This is a genomic window from Enterobacter sp. CP102, assembly GCF_025152625.1.
Taxonomy (GTDB): Bacteria; Pseudomonadota; Gammaproteobacteria; order Enterobacterales; family Enterobacteriaceae; genus Enterobacter; species Enterobacter soli.
Window position 1 is genome coordinate 63,218 of the sequence record NZ_CP104014.1, and the last position, 16,778, is coordinate 79,995.

Here is a 16,778-nt window from a genome sequence, read left to right on the forward strand (position 1 = left end):
AACGTTTATCAAAAGGAACTGTCTGGTGAAATTTCGATTGGGTGCTCTGGTTCTCGCGGGCCTGCTGCTGGCGGGTTGCGATCAAGGCGGCAGCGATGCCAAACACATTAAAGTCGGCGTGATTAACGGCGCGGAGCAGGATGTGGCGGAAGTTGCCAAAAAGGTCGCAAAAGAGAAGTATGGCCTGGATGTCGAGCTGGTCGGCTTTAGCGGATCGCTGCTGCCAAACGATGCCACCAACCACGGTGAACTGGATGCCAACGTCTTCCAGCACCGCCCGTTCCTCGCGGAAGATAACAAGGCGCACGGCTACAAGCTGGTGGCGGTGGCCAATACCTTCGTCTTCCCGATGGCCGGTTATTCCCGCAAGATAAAATCCGTATCTGACCTGAAGGATGGCGCAACCATTGCCATTCCGAACGATCCGACCAACCTCGGCCGTGCGCTGTTGCTGCTGCAAAAAGAGAAGCTGATTACCCTCAAGCCAGACGTGGGCCTGCTGCCGACGGCACTGGATATCACCGCAAATCCCAAAAACCTGAAAATCATGGAGCTGGAAGGGGCGCAACTGCCACGCGTGCTGGATGACCCGAAAGTCGATGTCGCCATCATCAGCACCACCTATCTCCAGCAGACCGGGCTGTCACCGGTGCATGATGGGGTGTTTATCGAAGACAAAAATTCACCGTACGTGAACATTGTAGTGACGCGTGAAGACAACAAAGACGCCGAGAACGTGAAAGAGTTTATTCAGTCGTATCAGTCACCTGAGGTGGCGAAAGCGGCCGAGACAATCTTTAACGGCGGCGCGGTGCCGGGCTGGTAAGCATTCTGGCGGGGAAACCCGCCTTTTCACATTGACCCGATTCCATCGATCATCGCCCTTTAGCCCACATCGCAAAACGGCTCCTCTGGCTATTCTCCTTATCACACCAACCGGAGGATAACCCATGAACATCACCCAGATTCGCAATGCCACCCAGCTGATTACCTACGCCGGAAAACGTTTTTTAATTGACCCGATGCTGGCGCCAAAAGGCGCGTATCCTGGTTTTTCGGGTACGGCACGCGCAGACATTCGCAACCCGATGGTCGAACTGCCCGTTGACGTAAAAACGCTGCTGGATGCCGATGCGGTGATTGTCACCCACACCCATGACGATCACTGGGATCAAGCGGCCATTGAGCTGATCGCCAAAGACAAGCCTGTTTACGTGCAAAACGACAGCGACGCCGCGCTGCTGCGCAGCCAGGGGTTTACTCACCTGACGGTGATGACCGAAGAGACGACCTTTGGCGATATCCGCATCGCGAAAACCCAGGGCGGCCAGCACGGTACCGATCGCGCTTACGCCGTGCCGGAGCTGGCAGAACGTCTGGGCGAAGCCTGCGGCGTGGTTTTCCGCCATCCTGACGAGAAGACGCTGTACATCGCAGGCGATACCATCTGGCGCGAAGAGGTGGCGGCCGATCTGCAAAAACACCAGCCGGATGTGGTGGTACTCAATGCCGGTTATGCGCATGTGCTTGGTTTCGGGCCGATTATCATGGGCGATCAGGATGTGCTGAACGTCCATTTCCTGCTGCCGCAGGCGCAGATTGTGGCGACCCATATGGAGGCGATCAACCACTGCCTGTTAACCCGCCACGCGCTGCGTGAGTATGCTGAAGCCAATCAGTTCAGTGATGCGCTGAGCATTCCCCAGGACGGCGAAAGCGTTATATTCTGAACATCACAAAGGGAAAGGAGAGACAGATGCCACCAGTAAACGTTGCGATTGTCGCGGTGGACGGGTTTAGCCCGTTCCACTACTCCGTTCCCTGCATTCTGTTTGGCGATACGGTATCCGGTGAAAAGCGCTTTAATGTCACGATTTGCGCCGAAAAGCCGGGATTACTGACCTCCAGAGACGGATTTGCGCTCAATGCCTCGCAGGATTATTCCGCGATTGCGCAGGCCGATATCGTGGTGGTGCCTTACTGGCAGCACGTTCTGGAACGCCCGCCGCAGATACTGCTCGACAGCCTGGTCCAGGCAAGGGACAACGGCGCGGAGATCGTCGGGCTGTGTCTGGGCTCGTTTGTACTGGGCTACGCGGGCATTCTCGACGGCAAACGCGCGGCAACCCACTGGGAGTTCGAGCGCCAGTTTGCGTCACAGTTTCCCGAGGTGCGGCTGGATATCAACGCGCTCTATGTTGATGACGACAACATCATCACGTCCGCGGGCACCGCTGCCGCACTGGATTGCTGTTTGTATATTATCCGCCAGCGCTTCGGCAGCGTGGTGGCTAACCAGATTGCCCGGCGGATGATTGTGCCACCGCACCGTGAAGGCGGGCAGGCGCAGTTTATTGCCCAGCCGGTACCCAAAGATACCCGCGATGCGCAGATTAACTGCCTGATCGATTATCTCCAGCAGCATATTACCGAGCCGCATAATCTGGACTCTCTGGCGGAGCTTGTATCCATGAGCCGCCGCACCCTGACCCGCCATTTTGTTAAAGCGACGGGTATGAGCGTCGCCGACTGGCTGACCGCCGAGCGCCTGCGGCGCAGCCAGATCCTCCTTGAAGCCGGAAATCTGCCGATCGAAAGCGTGGCTGAGCAGGTGGGATTTGTGTCGGCGGTGACGTATCGCCAGCAGTTTAAGGCGCGTTTTGGAGTCAGCCCGGCGGAATGGCGCAAGACCTTTCGGACTCATTCGTAGGCCGGGTAAGCGCAGCGCCACCCGGCGTTTATCCCAGCCGCTCCATCTTCGTCTCTCCTTCCGCCATCGACAGCTGATACAGCGAAAACGAACGGTGTTTTTCAATCAGCTTCGCCAGCTCCGGCGAGTGGCTGGTCAGCCAGATCTGCGAGTAGCGGCTGGCCTCGGCAATCAGGCTCGCCAGCGCGGGCAGCATCTGCGGATGCAGGCTGTTTTCCGGCTCGTTGAGGGCGATAAAGGCCGGTGGGCGCGGGCTTAGCAACGCTACCGCCAGGCACAGGAAACGCAGCGTGCCATCGGAAAACTCAGCCGGCTCCAGCGGCCGGCTTAACCCTTCGCGCTGCATCATCATGCGAAAACGTCCGCCCGAATTGTCGCTGTAAAACACGCAGCCGGGGAACGCCTGATCGAGGATGCGCATCAGCAACAACTCGTCGCCAATCTCGACAATCGTCTGAAACGCCGCAGCCAGGTTGGAACCGTCGCTGGCCAGCACCGGCGAGCGGAAGCCAACCTGCGGAGCGCGGATCGCCGAGCCGGATGAGACCGAAAACTCGTGATAAAAACGCCAGTTCCGCAGGGATTCGCGCATCTGCGACACTTCCGGGTAGAGGTGCGGTTCGCCGAGCTGCCCGAACACCGATTCGTTCTCATACAGCGTGCCGCTGTGGGTCACTTTTTCGTGATGCACGTTATTCAGAAACACGGCCTGGTTTTTGCGCTTCATCAGCTGTGACGACGGGCGACGATGCTGGCCGCTCAGCCAGATGGACTCTTCTTTGATCACCGGGTCGAGCTGAAACTGCGACGGATAGGGCAGCTTTTCGACAAAGCCCACCTGCAATTCGTATTCGTAGGTTTCGGTTTCCACCGCCAGGTTCATACGCCTCAGCTGGTCGCTGCGCGTTTTGCCTGCCCAGAACACTTTCAAAATCCCGCCCTCATTCGCCAGTGCCTGAGAAAACTGCCCCTGCGCCGCGCTGTGCATCAGGTAAATCGCCTTATAGATATTCGATTTCCCGGTGCCGTTTGGGCCGAAGACGATGTTGAGCTGTTCCAGCTCCAGCGACATATCGCGGATTGAGCGGTAATTCTGAATGTGCAGGGTGTTAATCATCAGCGAGGGCCTGTTTTTGAACAAAAGAGCAATAGTCTATTGTCATTCATATCATTTAAGTCACTAAAACGTCGGCGTATGCTCATGTCATCGCGCTGCTGCTGGCAGCGGAACGAACTGAGGAATCCACCATGTTATTTGATAAATATGCCCTTAATACCCTGCCATTACAAAACCGTATCGTGATGCCGCCGATGACGCGTTCCCGCGCCGGAGCAGGCGATGTTGCCACCGATATGATGGCCGACTACTACGCCCAGCGCGCCAGCGCCGGGCTTATCATCAGCGAAGGCACCCAGATCAGCCAGCAGGGTCAGGGCTATGCCTGGACACCGGGTATCTATTCCGACGCGCAAATTGCGGGCTGGAAAAAAGTCACCGACGCGGTACACCACGCGGGCGGTAAAATCTTTGCTCAGCTGTGGCACGTGGGACGCGTTTCCCACACCGTGCTGCAACCGGGCGGCGCGGCACCGGTTTCTTCGTCTGCCATTCAGGCCGACGGTGTGAAGGTGTTTGTGGATGTGGAAGGTCGTGGCCCGCAAAATGGCGTGGGCGAAATGGTGCAACACACCCTGCCGCGTGCGCTGGCGATTGAAGAGATCCCGGCTATCGTCAACGATTACGCCCAGGCGGCGCGCAATGCCATTGCCGCAGGGTTTGACGGCATTGAGCTGCACGGGGCCAACGGCTATCTGATCAACCAGTTTATTGATTCTCAGGCGAACCTGCGTGACGACGAATACGGCGGCGCGCTGCAAAACCGCCTGCGCTTTATGAAAGAGGTGGTGGAAGCTGTTTCTGCCGCGATTGGTAAAGAGCGCGTGGGCATTCGCCTGGCACCGCTGACCACGCTGATGGGGTCGAAAGATGACACCCCGGAAGCCACCTATCTGGCCGCTGCCAGCGTGCTGAACGACATCGGTATCGCCTACATCCACATTGCAGAAGCCGACTGGGACGACGCTCCGGTAATGCCTGCCGCGTTTAAAGAGGCGCTGCGCATTATCTTCCACGGCACGCTGATCTACTCCGGGAAATACACCAAAGCGCGTGCCGAAGAGGCGCTGGCGAACGGCTGGGCGGATCTGATTGGCTTTGGTCGTCCGTTTATCGCCAACCCGGATCTGCCGCACCGTCTGGCAAACAATCTGCCTCTTAATACTCCGGTCAGAGAGCAGTTCTTCGGTGGCGGTAAAGAAGGGTACATCGACTACCCGGCGGCGTAATCGGCCAGCCTTTCGGGCGGGAAATGCAGCGACGCATCCTGATGAAAGGCATCCAGTAAATACTCCACCGTGGCTTTCACGCGTGGCGCGACCAGCGCACGGTGGGGATACTGGATAACCATCTCGTAATTACCGGGGTCGTGCTGACCGACCAGCACGGCTTTTAGCGCCCCGGTCTGCAAATGCGCCAGCGCGTGATGCACTCCCACCTGAGCAATACCCAACCCTAACAGTGCCGCCTGCGTCTGGGCTTCTGGCGCAGAGAGCGTCACTGCCGCAGCGTCTGGCTCAATCGTGGTCAGGCTGCCATCGCTTGCCCTGAACCCCCACGGTGAGACGCGTCCCCCTAAAAATCGCCGGGCGATAAGATGATGCTGCGCCAGGTCGGCAGGTGTTTTAGGGACTCCGCAACGCGCCAGATACTCCGGCGAAGCAACCAGCGCGGTTTTGAGCTGGCAGACGGGCCGCGAAATCAGCGACGAATCGACAATGCGCCCGCCGCGGATCGTCAGGTCGTAACCGTCGGCAATCAGGTCTGTCACCCGGTCGTCGAAATCCACTTCGACGGAGATACCCGGATAACGTGCCCGCAGCCCCGGCAGTACCGGGAGTAACTGCTCACGCCCGAAAGCGGCGCTGGTGGAGATGCGCACATGGCCGCGGGTTTCCATTTTGCGCGCTACCACGGCGTCCATCGCTGTATCCAGCGCGCCGATTGCAATCCGCGCCTGCTGTAAAAAGGCGGTTCCCTCTTCGGTCAGGCTCAGGGTGCGCGTGGTGCGGTTCATCAGCCTGACCCCCAGCGCCTGCTCCAGCCCGGCGATGTTTTTACTGACCGCGGCAGGGCTGATCCCCTGGCTGCGTGCCGCGGCGGCAAAACTGCCCGCACTGGCGGCTTCGACGAACGAGACAATTGCGCGAACGCGCTGTGATAACTCCATCTTTCACTCCTCATTCACAACCTGAAGTTGATTATCTATCAACCATAACCCTAATTCTCGTTACGAGTAAACGGGCACATACTCTCGCCATCAACCCACAGTGAGGAACTTGTATGAACGTGTCCGAACCTGCTTATTTCATTTTTGATGTGATTATTCATGACCCTGCGGCGATGCAGCCGTACCGGGAAAAAGTTGAGGCCAGCTATAAAGCCTTTGGCGGTAAACGCCTGGTGATGGGCGGCCAGTGCGACACAGTGGAAGGCAACGGCCCGCAGGGGATGCTGGTGATGTTGCAGTTCGACAGCGCGGAACAGGCGCACGCCTGGCACGACTCCCCTGCGTATCAGGAGATCATTCACTATCGTCACGCCGCCGCTAGCACTAACGCCTGGCTGGTAAAAGGCGTAATGCCGGAACAACAATAAAGGAGACAACTATGAAAACCTTAGCGATTGTATCCCACCCTTATGCATCACAGTCTCGTATTATCAATGCGTTACAGCAGACGGCGGAGGGGGTGGAGAACGTCATCGTCCGCAATCTGGAAGCGATGTACGGCAACGATGTAAACGCCATCGATGTGGCGGCAGAGCAGGCGGCGTATGACGGCGTTGACCGCGTGGTGTTTATCTACCCGACTCACTGGTTCAACCTGACGCCGATGCTGAAAGGCTACCTGAATGAAGTGTGGCAGTATGGCTGGGCGTTTGGTGCAGGTGGTGATGCCCTGAAAGGGAAAAGCCTGATGGTGGTCACCTCCGCAGGTGCCAGTCCGTTTACGTACTCCCACGAAGGGCTGATCCAAAGTTCGATGGATGAGGTGCTCAGCCCAATGAAAGCCAGCGCGCTGTACGTGGGCATGAACTGGCTGCCACCGCTGGCGTTTTATGAAGTGGCGGCGGCGAATCGCGACAAGTTACCGCAGTTCCGCGAGGCGCTGGCTCAGGCGCTGGTCGCTGCGTAAAAAAAAGACGACAGTGAGGGTGTCGTCTAAACGGGGTACTGCCTGGGGCCTCTTTCGTTCCATGGACCCTTCGCATACTTTCTTTCAGGTGATAGCCAGGCGCAGACCTAAATCGTCCGGATAGGGATCAAAGTAGTTTTGCGTCATCAGATACCGGTCAGGATATTCGGCCATGTAGTGTTTGAGCAGAGTCAGCGGCGCGAGGATTGGCAGCAGCCCGTCGCGATAGTGCAGGATCACATCGCGCAGTTCGCCACGCTGACGGCTGTTGAGCTGATTACGAAAATAACCCTGAATATGCATCAGCACGTTGGTGTGATTTTTCCGCGAGGCGGGTTGCTTCAGGATCGCCATCAGCTTATCGCGGTACGCTACGAAGAAGGCGTCCAGGTCTTTCCACTCGTGCAGCGAAGCGACGAACGGGCCGATCTCGCGGTAGCCCGCCTGATGGTGCGCCAGCAGCTGTAGTTTGTAGCGGCTGTGGAAATCCAGTAGGGCGCGACGCGTCAGGCCGTTGGCTCGCAGGGTGTTCAGCTCATGCAGGGCAAAAACACGCTCGATAAAGTTTTCCCGCAGCACCGGGTCGTGCAAACGACCATCTTCCTCTACGGGCAGCCACGGCCGGGAATCAAGGAGGGCGGAGGTGAACAGCCCGACGCCCTCCTTGCGGCCCCGGTTGCCGTTTTCGTCATACAGACGCACGCGCTCCATGCCGCAGCTTGGCGATTTCGCACAGACGATAAACCCCGCCAGATCGTCGATTTTAGGCAGGTAATCCGCCGTAAAGTCCGCCATTTTCTGCGTGAGGTTTTCGTGAGGTGGTTTGCTGAAGCGCAGTTGTGTGTCACCGCCGTCTGTCAGCGTTAAACGAATGGCAGGGCGTGGCGTAGGCAGGCCAATCGCCATTTCAGGGCAGACCGGCCTGAAGCTGACCCACTGGGCCAGTTCATCCATGACAAAGCCCATACGCTTGTGCCCGCCGTCAAAGCGAACGGCGGAACCGGTCAAACATCCGCTAATACCCAGCACAGGTTTCGTTGTCATGGTGTGTACCTCCAGAGTCATACTTAAAACTTACACAGCATGAGTAATTTGTCCAAGTATTAGCGAAGTTATTTTTTCTTTCCGTTTAAAATCAATGGTAATTAGCTGCCCTTGTAAGTCGAGTAACCGTACTGACTAAGCAGAAGCGGGATGTGCAGCTTTTCGTTAGTGCGGGTCACGGTGAACAGCACCGGGATCGCCGGGAAGAACGTGTCCAGCTTCTTCGCGTGGAAGTAATCAGCCGTTTTGAACGTTACTTTGTAGATGCCTGGCTGCATATCCTGGTCCTCAGGGTAGAGGGATTTGATGCGTCCGTCCTGGTCGGTTTTGCCGCTGGCAAGCGGGATCCATTTATCCTGCTGCTGCTTTTCCAGCGTGACGGTTACGCCTGGAGGTGGTGTGCCGGTTTGCTGGTCAAGAACGTGAACGCTCAGCGTACCGACAGGGGCGCTAAACGCGGCGGGGGCAAAGGCCATGGCGGCCAGGATCAGCAGGGGGGTTGTCTTTTTCACGGTGTTTTCCTGTGGAGTTATCAATCACAGGAAAACGTTAGCATCTGCGGCGAGGGAAAATATTCAACTTTTCGTGAAGTTTCCCGCAGAGGAAAATAATCAGAGGATAATGACGTCCAGCGATACCTGCTGCTGCCACTGCTCCACCTGTTTTTTCCGCGCCGCGGTGAGTTTGCCACGGGTTACCAGCAACCATTTCCTGTCCGGAAAAATTTCCGGCGCCAGCATGGCAGGGGGTATGGGCAAAACGTCGATACGGTGGCCCTGGCCGGTACGCGTTAAGGCTTCGAGCCAGACTTCGCACGGGTCGTTCAGGTACCAGCCGGTGAGCAGGATGTTGTCGCCCGGGGCTTTTTTATCGCCCTCCAGGCAAAACGAGGTGTAGGCGATGAGGATGCCGTCGAGGATTTCACGCAGCGTCATGGCGGCGGGAACGTTGGCTGAAACCTGGCTGCGCAGCGGACGCAGGACGTTCGCCACCAGTTCTGCCCTTGGATATTCCCGGCCAGCGTCGTAGATCATCTGGCGCAGGGACTCGATTTTTCCCTCTTTGAGACGCTCAAGCATGGTTTGTTGCAGCGTCTGCCAGTTGTTGGTGCGACGCGGCACCGGGCGTTCCAGCAGCGGTTTGACCTGGCCAATCGGCACGCCTTTTTTTACCCAGTCGAGGATTTTCAGCGCCTGCTGCACGTCTTCCTCGCTGTAAAGACGGTGGCCACCCTCGGTGCGCTGTGGCTTGAGCAAACCATAGCGACGCTGCCACGCGCGCAGCGTGGTGGCGGTGATGCCGCTGAGTCTGGCGAATTCGCCGATGGAGTAAGCCATGTCAGTGCCCGGAGAGGTAGAATAATCTCAATATACTACGAATTTTTGCTGACGGGATGAAGCGTCAGAGTGCTGCACTACACTTAACATCCAACCGTGTAAATGAAAGGAATTCTCATGAAGCTATGGCCTGTTGTCACCGGTGTCGCCATTGCCCTGACCCTGGTGGCCTGTAAATCGCCCACGCCACCGAAAGGCGTGCAGCCCATTACCGGCTTTGATGCCAGCCGCTATCTCGGCAAATGGTACGAAATCGCCCGCCTGGAAAACCGCTTTGAGCGCGGGCTGGTGCAGGTGACGGCAACCTATGGCGAGCGTAGAGACGGCGGTATCAGCGTGCTTAACCGGGGTTACGACTCGGTTAAGCACGAGTGGAATGAGAGCGAAGGTAAAGCGTACTTTACCGGCGCGCCGACTACCGCCGCGCTGAAGGTGTCGTTCTTCGGCCCGTTCTATGGCGGGTATAACGTGATCAGGCTGGACGATAAGTACCAGTACGCGCTGGTGAGCGGCCCGAACCGTGACTATCTGTGGATCCTGTCGCGCACGCCAACCATCCCGGATGCGGTGAAGCAGGATTACCTGAACACCGCGCGCAGCCTGGGCTTCCGGGTTGACCAGCTGGTGTGGGTGAAGCAGTGAAGATCGTGCTTTCTTCGTAGGGTATTACTGGCTGGCCTGGATAGACTTCCGTTAAAAGCGCAACGGGGGACGATGAGATGAACTGGCAGCCTTTTCGCGGCAACGCGCCGGCGAATATGACCATTTTTAGCGCCTCATTTCCCGACGTCAGCGACCAGTGGCCGATGAAGGACGATACTGCACGGGAGATCGCTGCGCTTGATCGGGCGCTGAAAGCCGATCCGGCACTGCGACCGCCGCTGATTGAATTCGAAGAAGGAGGGCAGGCGGTGCTTGTTCCTCAAAACCGTTATTCTGAGCAGGCTTACCGCAACCGCCCGGCGCTGGAAGCCTGGCGCACCCGGCTTGTCCCCACTGCGCTGGCGCTGTTTGTGGTGCAAAATCCGCTGGAAGACCGTCTCCCCGAAGGCACAAAAATGGACAGCGACAGCCGCCAGTGGTTTATCCATGCCAACGATGCCATCGGCGTGCGATCCCGCGCCCGCGTGCTGGCCGCGCTGGTGGAGAAATACATTCACAACGAAAGTGAAAATAACTGGGTCAGCCTGGCGAGCGGTGCCGCCATCCCGGTACTGGAGGCGCTGCGTAATGCGAAGCTCGACGGTCAACAGGTGTATCTCACGCTGGTGGATAAAGATCCTGTTGCTCTGCGCTGGGCGGAAACCATGGCGGCGCAGGAAGGGCTGACCGCGGGTGAACAGCTGACTTTGCTCAGACGCGATCTGGTGCATACCCTGGTGCGTAATGAGGATCTCCTGCTGGAGCTGGGTGACCATCAGGCCGAACTGGTCGACGCGTTGGGGATTTTCGAATATTTCAATGACGCCGATGCGGCGATTTTTTTGCAACGCGCGCTGCGGCTGGTGAGGCCTGGTGGCGCGGTGATTGTGTCGAACATGCTGACCAGCAGTCCGCAAATCGACTTTACCCTGCGCTGCATTGGCTGGGAACACATCTTCCCGCGCTCGTTGCAGCAGTTGCAGGATATTCACCTCGCGGCGGGTGTGCCGGTGGAAAATGTCACCGTGATTGTGCCGAAGGATGGGGTGTATGCGGTGATGGAGGTGCGGGCGTAGTTCAGCGGATCCCTCTCCTTTTTGGGGAGAGGGGGACAGGTCGCAGAGAAGCGTTATTATTTGCTCAAGATACAGACATAGGCGGCTGAGGGTACTGCAACCCCTGGTACAACTTGTGACAGAACACATGTAGGTTTGCATGGATCAGAGGGAGGCTTATCCGCTAGTGAGTCTATTACCCCTATCAAAATGCAGAGGACAATAATGAGCGAATAGGGTAGGTGAACAAAATCCTGAAATGCGGCGCTTCTGAAGCGGTGCCATTTTTTGGCTGGTCTGTAGGCGGTTTCGTAACCGTAGATGGGTTCATCTTTCGAGTAAGACTTAAACCACCAATGATAAATTTGTAATGGCTTCGGATCTTTGAATAACACATGTGGGTCCTGGCGAAAGTGCGCTTCAATAATCCGGATTCGATCCGCAATAGCATACTGGAACGTTTTCCATTTTGCCTCGAGATACCAAAAGCACAGGGCGATCAACGAAATAGCAAACAGAGTGAGTAGTGTTACATGTTTGTCTGCATTGGTACCCAATGCGAACCCAGCCAATGCCCCAGCGCCAATCCATCCCTTTATCACTAAAGCTCTGCGATCGTAGTCTTCATATTGGTCCTGTAGTTTTAAATATTCATCTTTGAGAAAGCCATCGCTTTGATCTGCCATTTCAGGATCTCCAGCCGCTTATGTAGCCATCGTATTCAGATCGTAGTTTTGTTCTTGGCTGGCGCTTTCACATTCATGCCTTTGCATTAGCCCTGCAACTTTTCCCCTTTGGCCTAAGACTTTTCTCTACTTCTGATGGCTTGATTTTAGGTTGGCTGATAGCCATGATCCCCCCATGAAAATAGAAAATGCAGTCCCCTCACAATTCGAACGTCTTGTCGCGATCTGGGAATCTTCCGTTCGTGCCACTCACCATTTTTTGCAGGAAAGCGATATTGCGGCGCTGCGTCCGTTATTGCTTAACGCGTATTTACCCAATCTTAAGGTCGTGATCGCGCGTGATGACGCGGGCGTTATTCACGGCTTTTTAGGCGTTGATGAAAACCGTATTGAAATGTTGTTCGTTGATGATATAAGCCGCGGGAAAGGTGTCGGCAAATTACTGCTGAAATACGCTATTGAACATTTTGGCGCGAACGAAGTGGATGTTAACGAGCAAAACCCGCAGGGCGTCGCGTTTTATCGCCATATGGGGTTTGAGCAGGTTGGCCGCTCAGAGCTGGACGGGCAGGGGAATCCGTTTCCGCTGCTGCATATGCGGTTGGGGGAATAATATCTACCCCGCTGGGGCTCAGCAATTCCCCTCAAAAAATGTCTGCACGGACGTCCTCTCTCCCTTTGGGAGAGAGTGCGACGTCACAGAACATGAATAATGATGCTTATTATGAGTTCTTAACCCCTGGTGGAACTTGTAAGTCCGGCTTACAAGTTGCTTGCGACAGCTTTTCCTCTTCCTGATCCAGTTGCAGATCGATTGCAAGGCTCATCTCCTCTGCCATCTCTTTAACTCGCAGTTGGCTTTCCGGTGGACGGGATGCAATCGCTTCATTTAACGTTTTCATTTTGTTGCCTCAAGGCTTATCCGCCTGTTTTGTTATCCAGGTTTCCGGAAAAACTAATGAGCCAATGCACCCTGGATTTCGGTCAACTTCGCTTGCGCGTGTTTGTAATCGTCCAGCAACTTCTGCTCGTTCTCGCTATACGCCATCAACACGATGCAGCCTTTCATGACTTTCACCGTGACCTGATGTCCGGTTTCAAACCCCGCTGCGCGCAGCCATTTGCCAGAAAGAATAATATTGGGCGTGGTTTTGTCGTGAACCTTCGGGCGATATCCCACAATTAACGAACGCTCGGTTCCGGTTTCGTCGGTGTCTGGGGTAGAATGCAAATCAGCCATAATCAACTCCTTGATAGTTGGTGAGGTTAGCTCTCGTCCGGTATTGCGAGTACCTGGCGAGGGCGTTTTAGTGTCAGGCTATCGTATGTTAAGGTACGTACCTGAATGATGATATCTTGCTCTCATAGGTACGTACATGTCAACAGCCAAACGCGACCCAAATCAGTCAAAATCCGGAAAAGCACCAACTTTTCAGATTCGCATTACACCGGAGTTGAAGGCGCAGTTTGAGGCTGCTGCAAAGGCTGAGGGGATGAGTTTGGGGAATTGGTTAAAATCTTTGGGAAGGCAGGAAATACTTAGACTGAACGATAAAAAACGATGACACCCTCATGAATATAAACTCTTTGAGTTCAGGAGACTCAGTATGTTGCTTGCAGAATCATTTATTAGTTTAAGCGATCTTTATATAGCCTATAGAAAAGCAAAGCAAGAAGCTTATTTTGATACTTTTCATTCTAATTCCATAATGTATTCTAATTACGAGTCTGAGCTACATAAAAATCTTAAAGAGTTACATTGTAATTTAACGGAAAAAGACTCTGGTTGGGAAGATAATGTTTCCTTTCTAGGTGAGAATTTATACATCCCAAAAGCGTTAAATGACAGTGAGTGGGACAAGAAACAAATTATGCACTACCGTTCTGTTGACCCAAATACAGACTGGAGTAAAAGATTTAAAGAAAATAAAAAGAAACTTCAAGCAGAATATAGGCTTATTATTAATGCTAGTGTGAATTATCAAATTATTTCAGCATTATGGATTTTAAAAGTAGGGCATAAACTAGAAAAAAAATTAAATGAAAAGCTATCTTATGGTAATAGATTAAGGCGATATGGTAGTCAAGAGTATTCAGAAGAAAAAGATTATGTGATAAATGTAAATGCAAATGGACTATTTATCCCTTATTTCACAGCATATAAAAGTTGGAGAAAAAATGGTCTTAAATCAATGGAGCGATCTCTTAAAAATGGGAAGAATATAACAGCCGTGACAATGGATGTTGCAAGTTTTTATCATAATATTAGTCCAGAGTTTATGTTAAGGTCATCATTTTTAAAAACTATTGGCGTTGAATTTAATCCCGAGGAGGTTTCATTTACTCAATTGCTTATAAATTCAATAAAGACTTGGTATTCCCAAACTCCTGACTACAAAGAAAACCCTCAAGGAGCCATACCTGTTGGTTTGTCAGCATCGAAAATAATATCTAATGTATTATTGTTTGAGTTAGATAGAGATATTCACAAAAACATTAACCCGATTTATTATGGTAGATATGTTGATGACATATTTCTTGTATTTGAAACACCTGAGGATACTATAAGTGGTGAAGCAATAATTCGGTACATTTCACAAAAAGTTGATTGTATAAAAATCGATCGCGATGAAAATGGATTGCCTGATTTGGCTATTAAATTTAAATATGCATTTGATTCTAATTTAAAGTTTAAAACGCAAAAGCAAAGGATTTTTAGTCTTTCTTCTGAGCATGGTTTAGACCTAATAAATCAGATATCGAGTCAAATAAGAGCTCAGTCTAGTGAGTATCGGATGTTGCCGAGCATTCCTAGAGATTCTATCCAAATGGCAGAAAAAACCTTACTTGCATCTTCTGATGCTTCGTTAGTAGCTGATGCTCTTAGGAAAGCCGATACAATTTCTATCAGAAGGCTTGGGTTATCATTGTTAATTAGGGATGTAGAGAGCTACTCTAAAGATCTATCCCGTAATGAATGGGGCCATATTCGACATGAGTTTTATGGTCTTTGTGAAAGGTATCTATTATCTCCAAAAGGAATGTTTGAATATTTTCAGTATTTCCCAAGAATATTTCAAATAATGATTAGCTGTGAGGATTTCTTACAATTAAATAGTTTTATTTATAAAATAGGCCTGACGTTTAATTTGATAAAAGAAACTACATATGTGAAGGAGAATAATAAGCTTCAGTATTGCATAGAGTACTTTGTAAAAAAATTGGTTGAAACAGTTATAAAAGCGTCTACTGTTAAGGGATTTGATTCATGGAATGATTTGAAATGTGTAGTTGAAAATATTAACTCCCTTTCCAATTCTAGATCTGATTCATATCAGATCGATGAATTAAAATATATTAGTAATATGCTTTTAATATCTGATCTAGGTTTAAGACCGTATAAGGATTATTGGTATCATTCGCAAAGTAACGATGCGACTTGCATCGATATGCCCTCAGAGAAAAATATTCACCATCTATTACGACTTCCATCAATAGAATCTTTTAGAAAAAGGGTAAAATTGATGAGGCCTTTTTGGCCAGCATTAGCTTTTTCAACTAGACCTTTGAATATCCAGGAAATGGTTCTTATTTGCCCTGGGCTTCTCGAAGATTCTGACTTTTTTGAAAAAAGTGTTATGGGATTAAGAGGTGCAAGAATATTAAATAAGGAAAAATTTAGTTTTCCTCACGATGAAGGTATAAATTATCAAATACCATTTTTCAGAAAAGAAAAGGTGAATGTAGCATTAACTAGTTTTGAAACAACCTTACAAACATACAATATGGTTGTATCTGGTTTTCCGAATCGTACTTTGGAGAGATATGAAAGAACTAATGATTTAATAAATAATATCCTTCGAGCCCGTAAAAGGACTGATTATATAATTTTCCCTGAATGTTCGGTACCACGAAAATGGGCAGTTAGTATAGCATCAAAACTTGGTAAGCAAGGTGTCTCTTTTATAGCAGGCATGGAGTATTATAAATTAAATGGTGAGAAAGACCTTCGAAATGACTCACTGGTTTCTTTAGCTACAGTTTGGCCTGGCTATCCAACAAATTTAATTATCATTCAGCCAAAAATAAAACCATCTCATGAAGAAGAAAAGACTTTAAAATCAAGTGGGCAGGTTTTGTACAAACCATCTTTATTAAAAGATGTACCGCAAATATATCAGCACGGAAATTTTTTCTTTGGAGTGTTAATTTGTAGTGATCTAACTGATCCTCGCAATCGCGTTCGATTTCAGGGAAAGGTTGATGCATTGATTCTTTTAGAATGGAATGCCGATATAAATACGTTTAGTTATTTAGTCGAGGGTGCGGCACATGATATACATTCATTTATTATCCAAGTTAATAATAGGATGTATGGCGATAGTCGAGTTAGAACTCCATACCGAAAGTCATATGAGCGTGACATGGTAAGATTGAAAGGTGGAATAGATGATTATTTTGTTATTGCAGAAATTGATTTTCTGCCTTTAAGAGAATATCAGCATACTGGTGTTATGACTGATCCAGAAGAAAGATTTAAGCCTGTACCGATAGGTTTTGATTTGGCTAAAGAAAGAATGAATGCAACCATAGGGAGTGGAGATAAAAAATGAGTGTTGACGTATTGGCTAAATGGGTTTCATTGGCATCTGATCTGGCGACTTTTGTAGCTGTTTTTGTTGCTGGTTATGCTGCTTGGGTTGGTTATAAGCAGCTTAAAAGCAGTAAAGAAGAAGAGAGAAAAAGTATTGCATATGATATTTATCATCAATATTTGCAACTTTGCATTGCAAGCCCCGAATTTTCTGGTGGCTTAAAAAAACCGGAAAATAAGACTCTTGAATATGACCAATATCGATGGTTTGTTTCTGCGATGCTATTCTCTTTCGAGCAAATAATGGAGACGCAATCAGAAGATTCTAAATGGGTAGCTACTATTAAGTCTCAATTGCTGATTCATAAAGAATTTTTAAAAATATCGAGAACAGTAAGAGAGAAAGAATGGAGTAACGAACTACAAAAAATAATTCAAGACATTATTATCTAAATT

20 protein-coding genes are annotated in these 16,778 nt (G+C 51.2%); 12 read left to right on the forward strand and 8 right to left on the reverse strand.

Going from position 1 to position 16,778, the window contains the following annotated elements; genetic code table 11:
• The first annotated feature begins 7 nt into the window (after positions 1–7).
• From nlpA to N1249_RS00310, 3 genes are all read left to right on the forward strand, one after another.
• Entirely contained in the window at positions 8–826 is an 819-nt protein-coding gene (gene nlpA, locus N1249_RS00300) for a lipoprotein NlpA (RefSeq protein ID WP_257272312.1), read from the forward strand.
• A 124-nt stretch (positions 827–950) separates the two neighbouring features.
• Positions 951–1,730: an MBL fold metallo-hydrolase gene (locus N1249_RS00305; RefSeq protein WP_259833655.1), complete on the forward strand. Its 780-nt coding sequence runs from the start codon at positions 951–953 to the stop codon at positions 1,728–1,730.
• Positions 1,731–1,756: 26 nt separating this feature from the next.
• Positions 1,757–2,710, forward strand: coding sequence for a GlxA family transcriptional regulator (locus tag N1249_RS00310; RefSeq protein WP_259833657.1), 954 nt, complete (start codon positions 1,757–1,759; stop codon positions 2,708–2,710).
• 28 nt (positions 2,711–2,738) lie between these two features.
• Here N1249_RS00310 and N1249_RS00315 read toward each other — a convergent pair whose 3' ends face one another.
• Entirely contained in the window at positions 2,739–3,827 is a 1,089-nt protein-coding gene (locus N1249_RS00315) for an AAA family ATPase (protein WP_041161975.1), read from the reverse strand.
• A 131-nt stretch (positions 3,828–3,958) separates the two neighbouring features.
• Here N1249_RS00315 and N1249_RS00320 point away from each other — a divergent pair, with 131 nt between their 5' ends.
• Positions 3,959–5,056, forward strand: a complete 1,098-nt coding sequence (locus N1249_RS00320) for an alkene reductase (protein ID WP_259833660.1) — start codon at positions 3,959–3,961, stop codon at positions 5,054–5,056.
• Here N1249_RS00320 and N1249_RS00325 read toward each other — a convergent pair.
• The gene (locus tag N1249_RS00325; protein ID WP_259833661.1) at positions 5,041–5,997 is read right to left on the reverse strand and encodes a LysR family transcriptional regulator; all 957 of its coding nucleotides are present in this window, start codon (positions 5,995–5,997) and stop codon (positions 5,041–5,043) included. The two genes, N1249_RS00320 and N1249_RS00325, sit on opposite strands and share 16 nt — an antisense overlap.
• A 113-nt stretch (positions 5,998–6,110) precedes the next feature.
• Here N1249_RS00325 and N1249_RS00330 point away from each other — a divergent pair, with 113 nt between their 5' ends.
• Complete coding sequence (locus tag N1249_RS00330) at positions 6,111–6,425, forward strand: DUF1330 domain-containing protein (RefSeq protein ID WP_259833662.1); 315 nt, start codon at positions 6,111–6,113, stop codon at positions 6,423–6,425.
• Positions 6,426–6,436: 11 nt separating this feature from the next.
• Positions 6,437–6,964 (forward strand): NAD(P)H-dependent oxidoreductase, encoded by a 528-nt coding sequence (locus N1249_RS00335; RefSeq protein WP_259833663.1) that lies wholly within the window; start codon positions 6,437–6,439, stop codon positions 6,962–6,964.
• Positions 6,965–7,048: 84 nt separating this feature from the next.
• On the opposite strand, the gene N1249_RS00340 is transcribed toward N1249_RS00335, so the two are convergent.
• The 3 genes from N1249_RS00340 to N1249_RS00350 form a co-directional block, all read right to left on the reverse strand.
• Positions 7,049–8,008, reverse strand: a complete 960-nt coding sequence (locus N1249_RS00340) for a DUF523 and DUF1722 domain-containing protein (RefSeq protein ID WP_259833665.1) — start codon at positions 8,006–8,008, stop codon at positions 7,049–7,051.
• Between the two features lie 101 nt (positions 8,009–8,109).
• Positions 8,110–8,484 carry a hydroxyisourate hydrolase gene (gene uraH, locus N1249_RS00345; RefSeq protein WP_409193182.1) on the reverse strand — a complete coding sequence of 125 codons (375 nt, stop codon included), beginning with the start codon at positions 8,482–8,484 and terminating at the stop codon, positions 8,110–8,112.
• Between the two features lie 135 nt (positions 8,485–8,619).
• On the reverse strand, positions 8,620–9,345 hold the full coding sequence (locus N1249_RS00350) for a MerR family transcriptional regulator (RefSeq protein ID WP_259833667.1): 726 nt from the start codon (positions 9,343–9,345) through the stop codon (positions 8,620–8,622).
• Positions 9,346–9,462: 117 nt separating this feature from the next.
• Here N1249_RS00350 and N1249_RS00355 point away from each other — a divergent pair, with 117 nt between their 5' ends.
• Together N1249_RS00355 and N1249_RS00360 are read left to right on the forward strand one after the other, a co-directional pair.
• A complete protein-coding gene (locus tag N1249_RS00355; RefSeq protein ID WP_259833668.1) occupies positions 9,463–9,987 on the forward strand; it encodes a lipocalin family protein in 525 nt (174 codons plus the stop codon).
• Positions 9,988–10,064: 77 nt separating this feature from the next.
• Positions 10,065–11,063 carry a class I SAM-dependent methyltransferase gene (locus N1249_RS00360; RefSeq protein ID WP_259833670.1) on the forward strand — a complete coding sequence of 333 codons (999 nt, stop codon included), beginning with the start codon at positions 10,065–10,067 and terminating at the stop codon, positions 11,061–11,063.
• Positions 11,064–11,119: 56 nt separating this feature from the next.
• On the opposite strand, the gene N1249_RS00365 is transcribed toward N1249_RS00360, so the two are convergent.
• Positions 11,120–11,728: a hypothetical protein gene (locus N1249_RS00365; protein WP_259833672.1), complete on the reverse strand. Its 609-nt coding sequence runs from the start codon at positions 11,726–11,728 to the stop codon at positions 11,120–11,122.
• A gap of 175 nt (positions 11,729–11,903) precedes the next feature.
• Between N1249_RS00365 and N1249_RS00370 the strand changes: the two genes are divergently transcribed.
• Entirely contained in the window at positions 11,904–12,341 is a 438-nt protein-coding gene (locus tag N1249_RS00370; RefSeq protein ID WP_259833673.1) for an acetyltransferase, read from the forward strand.
• Positions 12,342–12,450: 109 nt separating this feature from the next.
• Here N1249_RS00370 and N1249_RS00375 read toward each other — a convergent pair whose 3' ends face one another.
• Positions 12,451–12,630 carry a hypothetical protein gene (locus N1249_RS00375; protein WP_409193158.1) on the reverse strand — a complete coding sequence of 60 codons (180 nt, stop codon included), beginning with the start codon at positions 12,628–12,630 and terminating at the stop codon, positions 12,451–12,453.
• A 53-nt stretch (positions 12,631–12,683) separates the two neighbouring features.
• The gene (locus N1249_RS00380; RefSeq protein ID WP_259833674.1) at positions 12,684–12,968 is read right to left on the reverse strand and encodes a SymE family type I addiction module toxin; all 285 of its coding nucleotides are present in this window, start codon (positions 12,966–12,968) and stop codon (positions 12,684–12,686) included.
• 136 nt (positions 12,969–13,104) lie between these two features.
• Between N1249_RS00380 and N1249_RS00385 the strand changes: the two genes are divergently transcribed.
• From N1249_RS00385 to N1249_RS00395, 3 genes are read left to right on the forward strand one after another with little or no spacing between them, the layout of a single operon-like run.
• Entirely contained in the window at positions 13,105–13,293 is a 189-nt protein-coding gene (locus N1249_RS00385) for a toxin-antitoxin system HicB family antitoxin (protein WP_259833675.1), read from the forward strand.
• Between the two features lie 42 nt (positions 13,294–13,335).
• Positions 13,336–16,341: an RNA-directed DNA polymerase gene (locus tag N1249_RS00390; RefSeq protein WP_259833677.1), complete on the forward strand. Its 3,006-nt coding sequence runs from the start codon at positions 13,336–13,338 to the stop codon at positions 16,339–16,341.
• The gene (locus N1249_RS00395) at positions 16,338–16,775 is read left to right on the forward strand and encodes a hypothetical protein (RefSeq protein ID WP_259833679.1); all 438 of its coding nucleotides are present in this window, start codon (positions 16,338–16,340) and stop codon (positions 16,773–16,775) included. Before N1249_RS00390 ends, N1249_RS00395 begins: the two co-directional genes overlap by 4 nt.
• Positions 16,776–16,778: the final 3 nt, after the last annotated feature.

Coding starts and splice junctions, on each gene's coding strand:
- N1249_RS00305 (WP_259833655.1), top strand. CDS start 951: ATGAACATCACCCAGATTCGCAATGCCACCCAGCTGATTACCTACGCC.
- N1249_RS00310 (WP_259833657.1), top strand. CDS start 1,757: ATGCCACCAGTAAACGTTGCGATTGTCGCGGTGGACGGGTTTAGCCCG.
- N1249_RS00315 (WP_041161975.1), bottom strand. CDS start 3,827: ATGATTAACACCCTGCACATTCAGAATTACCGCTCAATCCGCGATATG.
- N1249_RS00320 (WP_259833660.1), top strand. CDS start 3,959: ATGTTATTTGATAAATATGCCCTTAATACCCTGCCATTACAAAACCGT.
- N1249_RS00325 (WP_259833661.1), bottom strand. CDS start 5,997: ATGGAGTTATCACAGCGCGTTCGCGCAATTGTCTCGTTCGTCGAAGCC.
- N1249_RS00330 (WP_259833662.1), top strand. CDS start 6,111: ATGAACGTGTCCGAACCTGCTTATTTCATTTTTGATGTGATTATTCAT.
- N1249_RS00335 (WP_259833663.1), top strand. CDS start 6,437: ATGAAAACCTTAGCGATTGTATCCCACCCTTATGCATCACAGTCTCGT.
- N1249_RS00340 (WP_259833665.1), bottom strand. CDS start 8,008: ATGACAACGAAACCTGTGCTGGGTATTAGCGGATGTTTGACCGGTTCC.
- uraH (WP_409193182.1), bottom strand. CDS start 8,484: ATGGCCTTTGCCCCCGCCGCGTTTAGCGCCCCTGTCGGTACGCTGAGC.
- N1249_RS00350 (WP_259833667.1), bottom strand. CDS start 9,345: ATGGCTTACTCCATCGGCGAATTCGCCAGACTCAGCGGCATCACCGCC.
- N1249_RS00355 (WP_259833668.1), top strand. CDS start 9,463: ATGAAGCTATGGCCTGTTGTCACCGGTGTCGCCATTGCCCTGACCCTG.
- N1249_RS00360 (WP_259833670.1), top strand. CDS start 10,065: ATGAACTGGCAGCCTTTTCGCGGCAACGCGCCGGCGAATATGACCATT.
- N1249_RS00365 (WP_259833672.1), bottom strand. CDS start 11,728: ATGGCAGATCAAAGCGATGGCTTTCTCAAAGATGAATATTTAAAACTA.
- N1249_RS00370 (WP_259833673.1), top strand. CDS start 11,904: ATGAAAATAGAAAATGCAGTCCCCTCACAATTCGAACGTCTTGTCGCG.
- N1249_RS00375 (WP_409193158.1), bottom strand. CDS start 12,630: ATGAAAACGTTAAATGAAGCGATTGCATCCCGTCCACCGGAAAGCCAA.
- N1249_RS00380 (WP_259833674.1), bottom strand. CDS start 12,968: ATGGCTGATTTGCATTCTACCCCAGACACCGACGAAACCGGAACCGAG.
- N1249_RS00385 (WP_259833675.1), top strand. CDS start 13,105: ATGTCAACAGCCAAACGCGACCCAAATCAGTCAAAATCCGGAAAAGCA.
- N1249_RS00390 (WP_259833677.1), top strand. CDS start 13,336: ATGTTGCTTGCAGAATCATTTATTAGTTTAAGCGATCTTTATATAGCC.
- N1249_RS00395 (WP_259833679.1), top strand. CDS start 16,338: ATGAGTGTTGACGTATTGGCTAAATGGGTTTCATTGGCATCTGATCTG.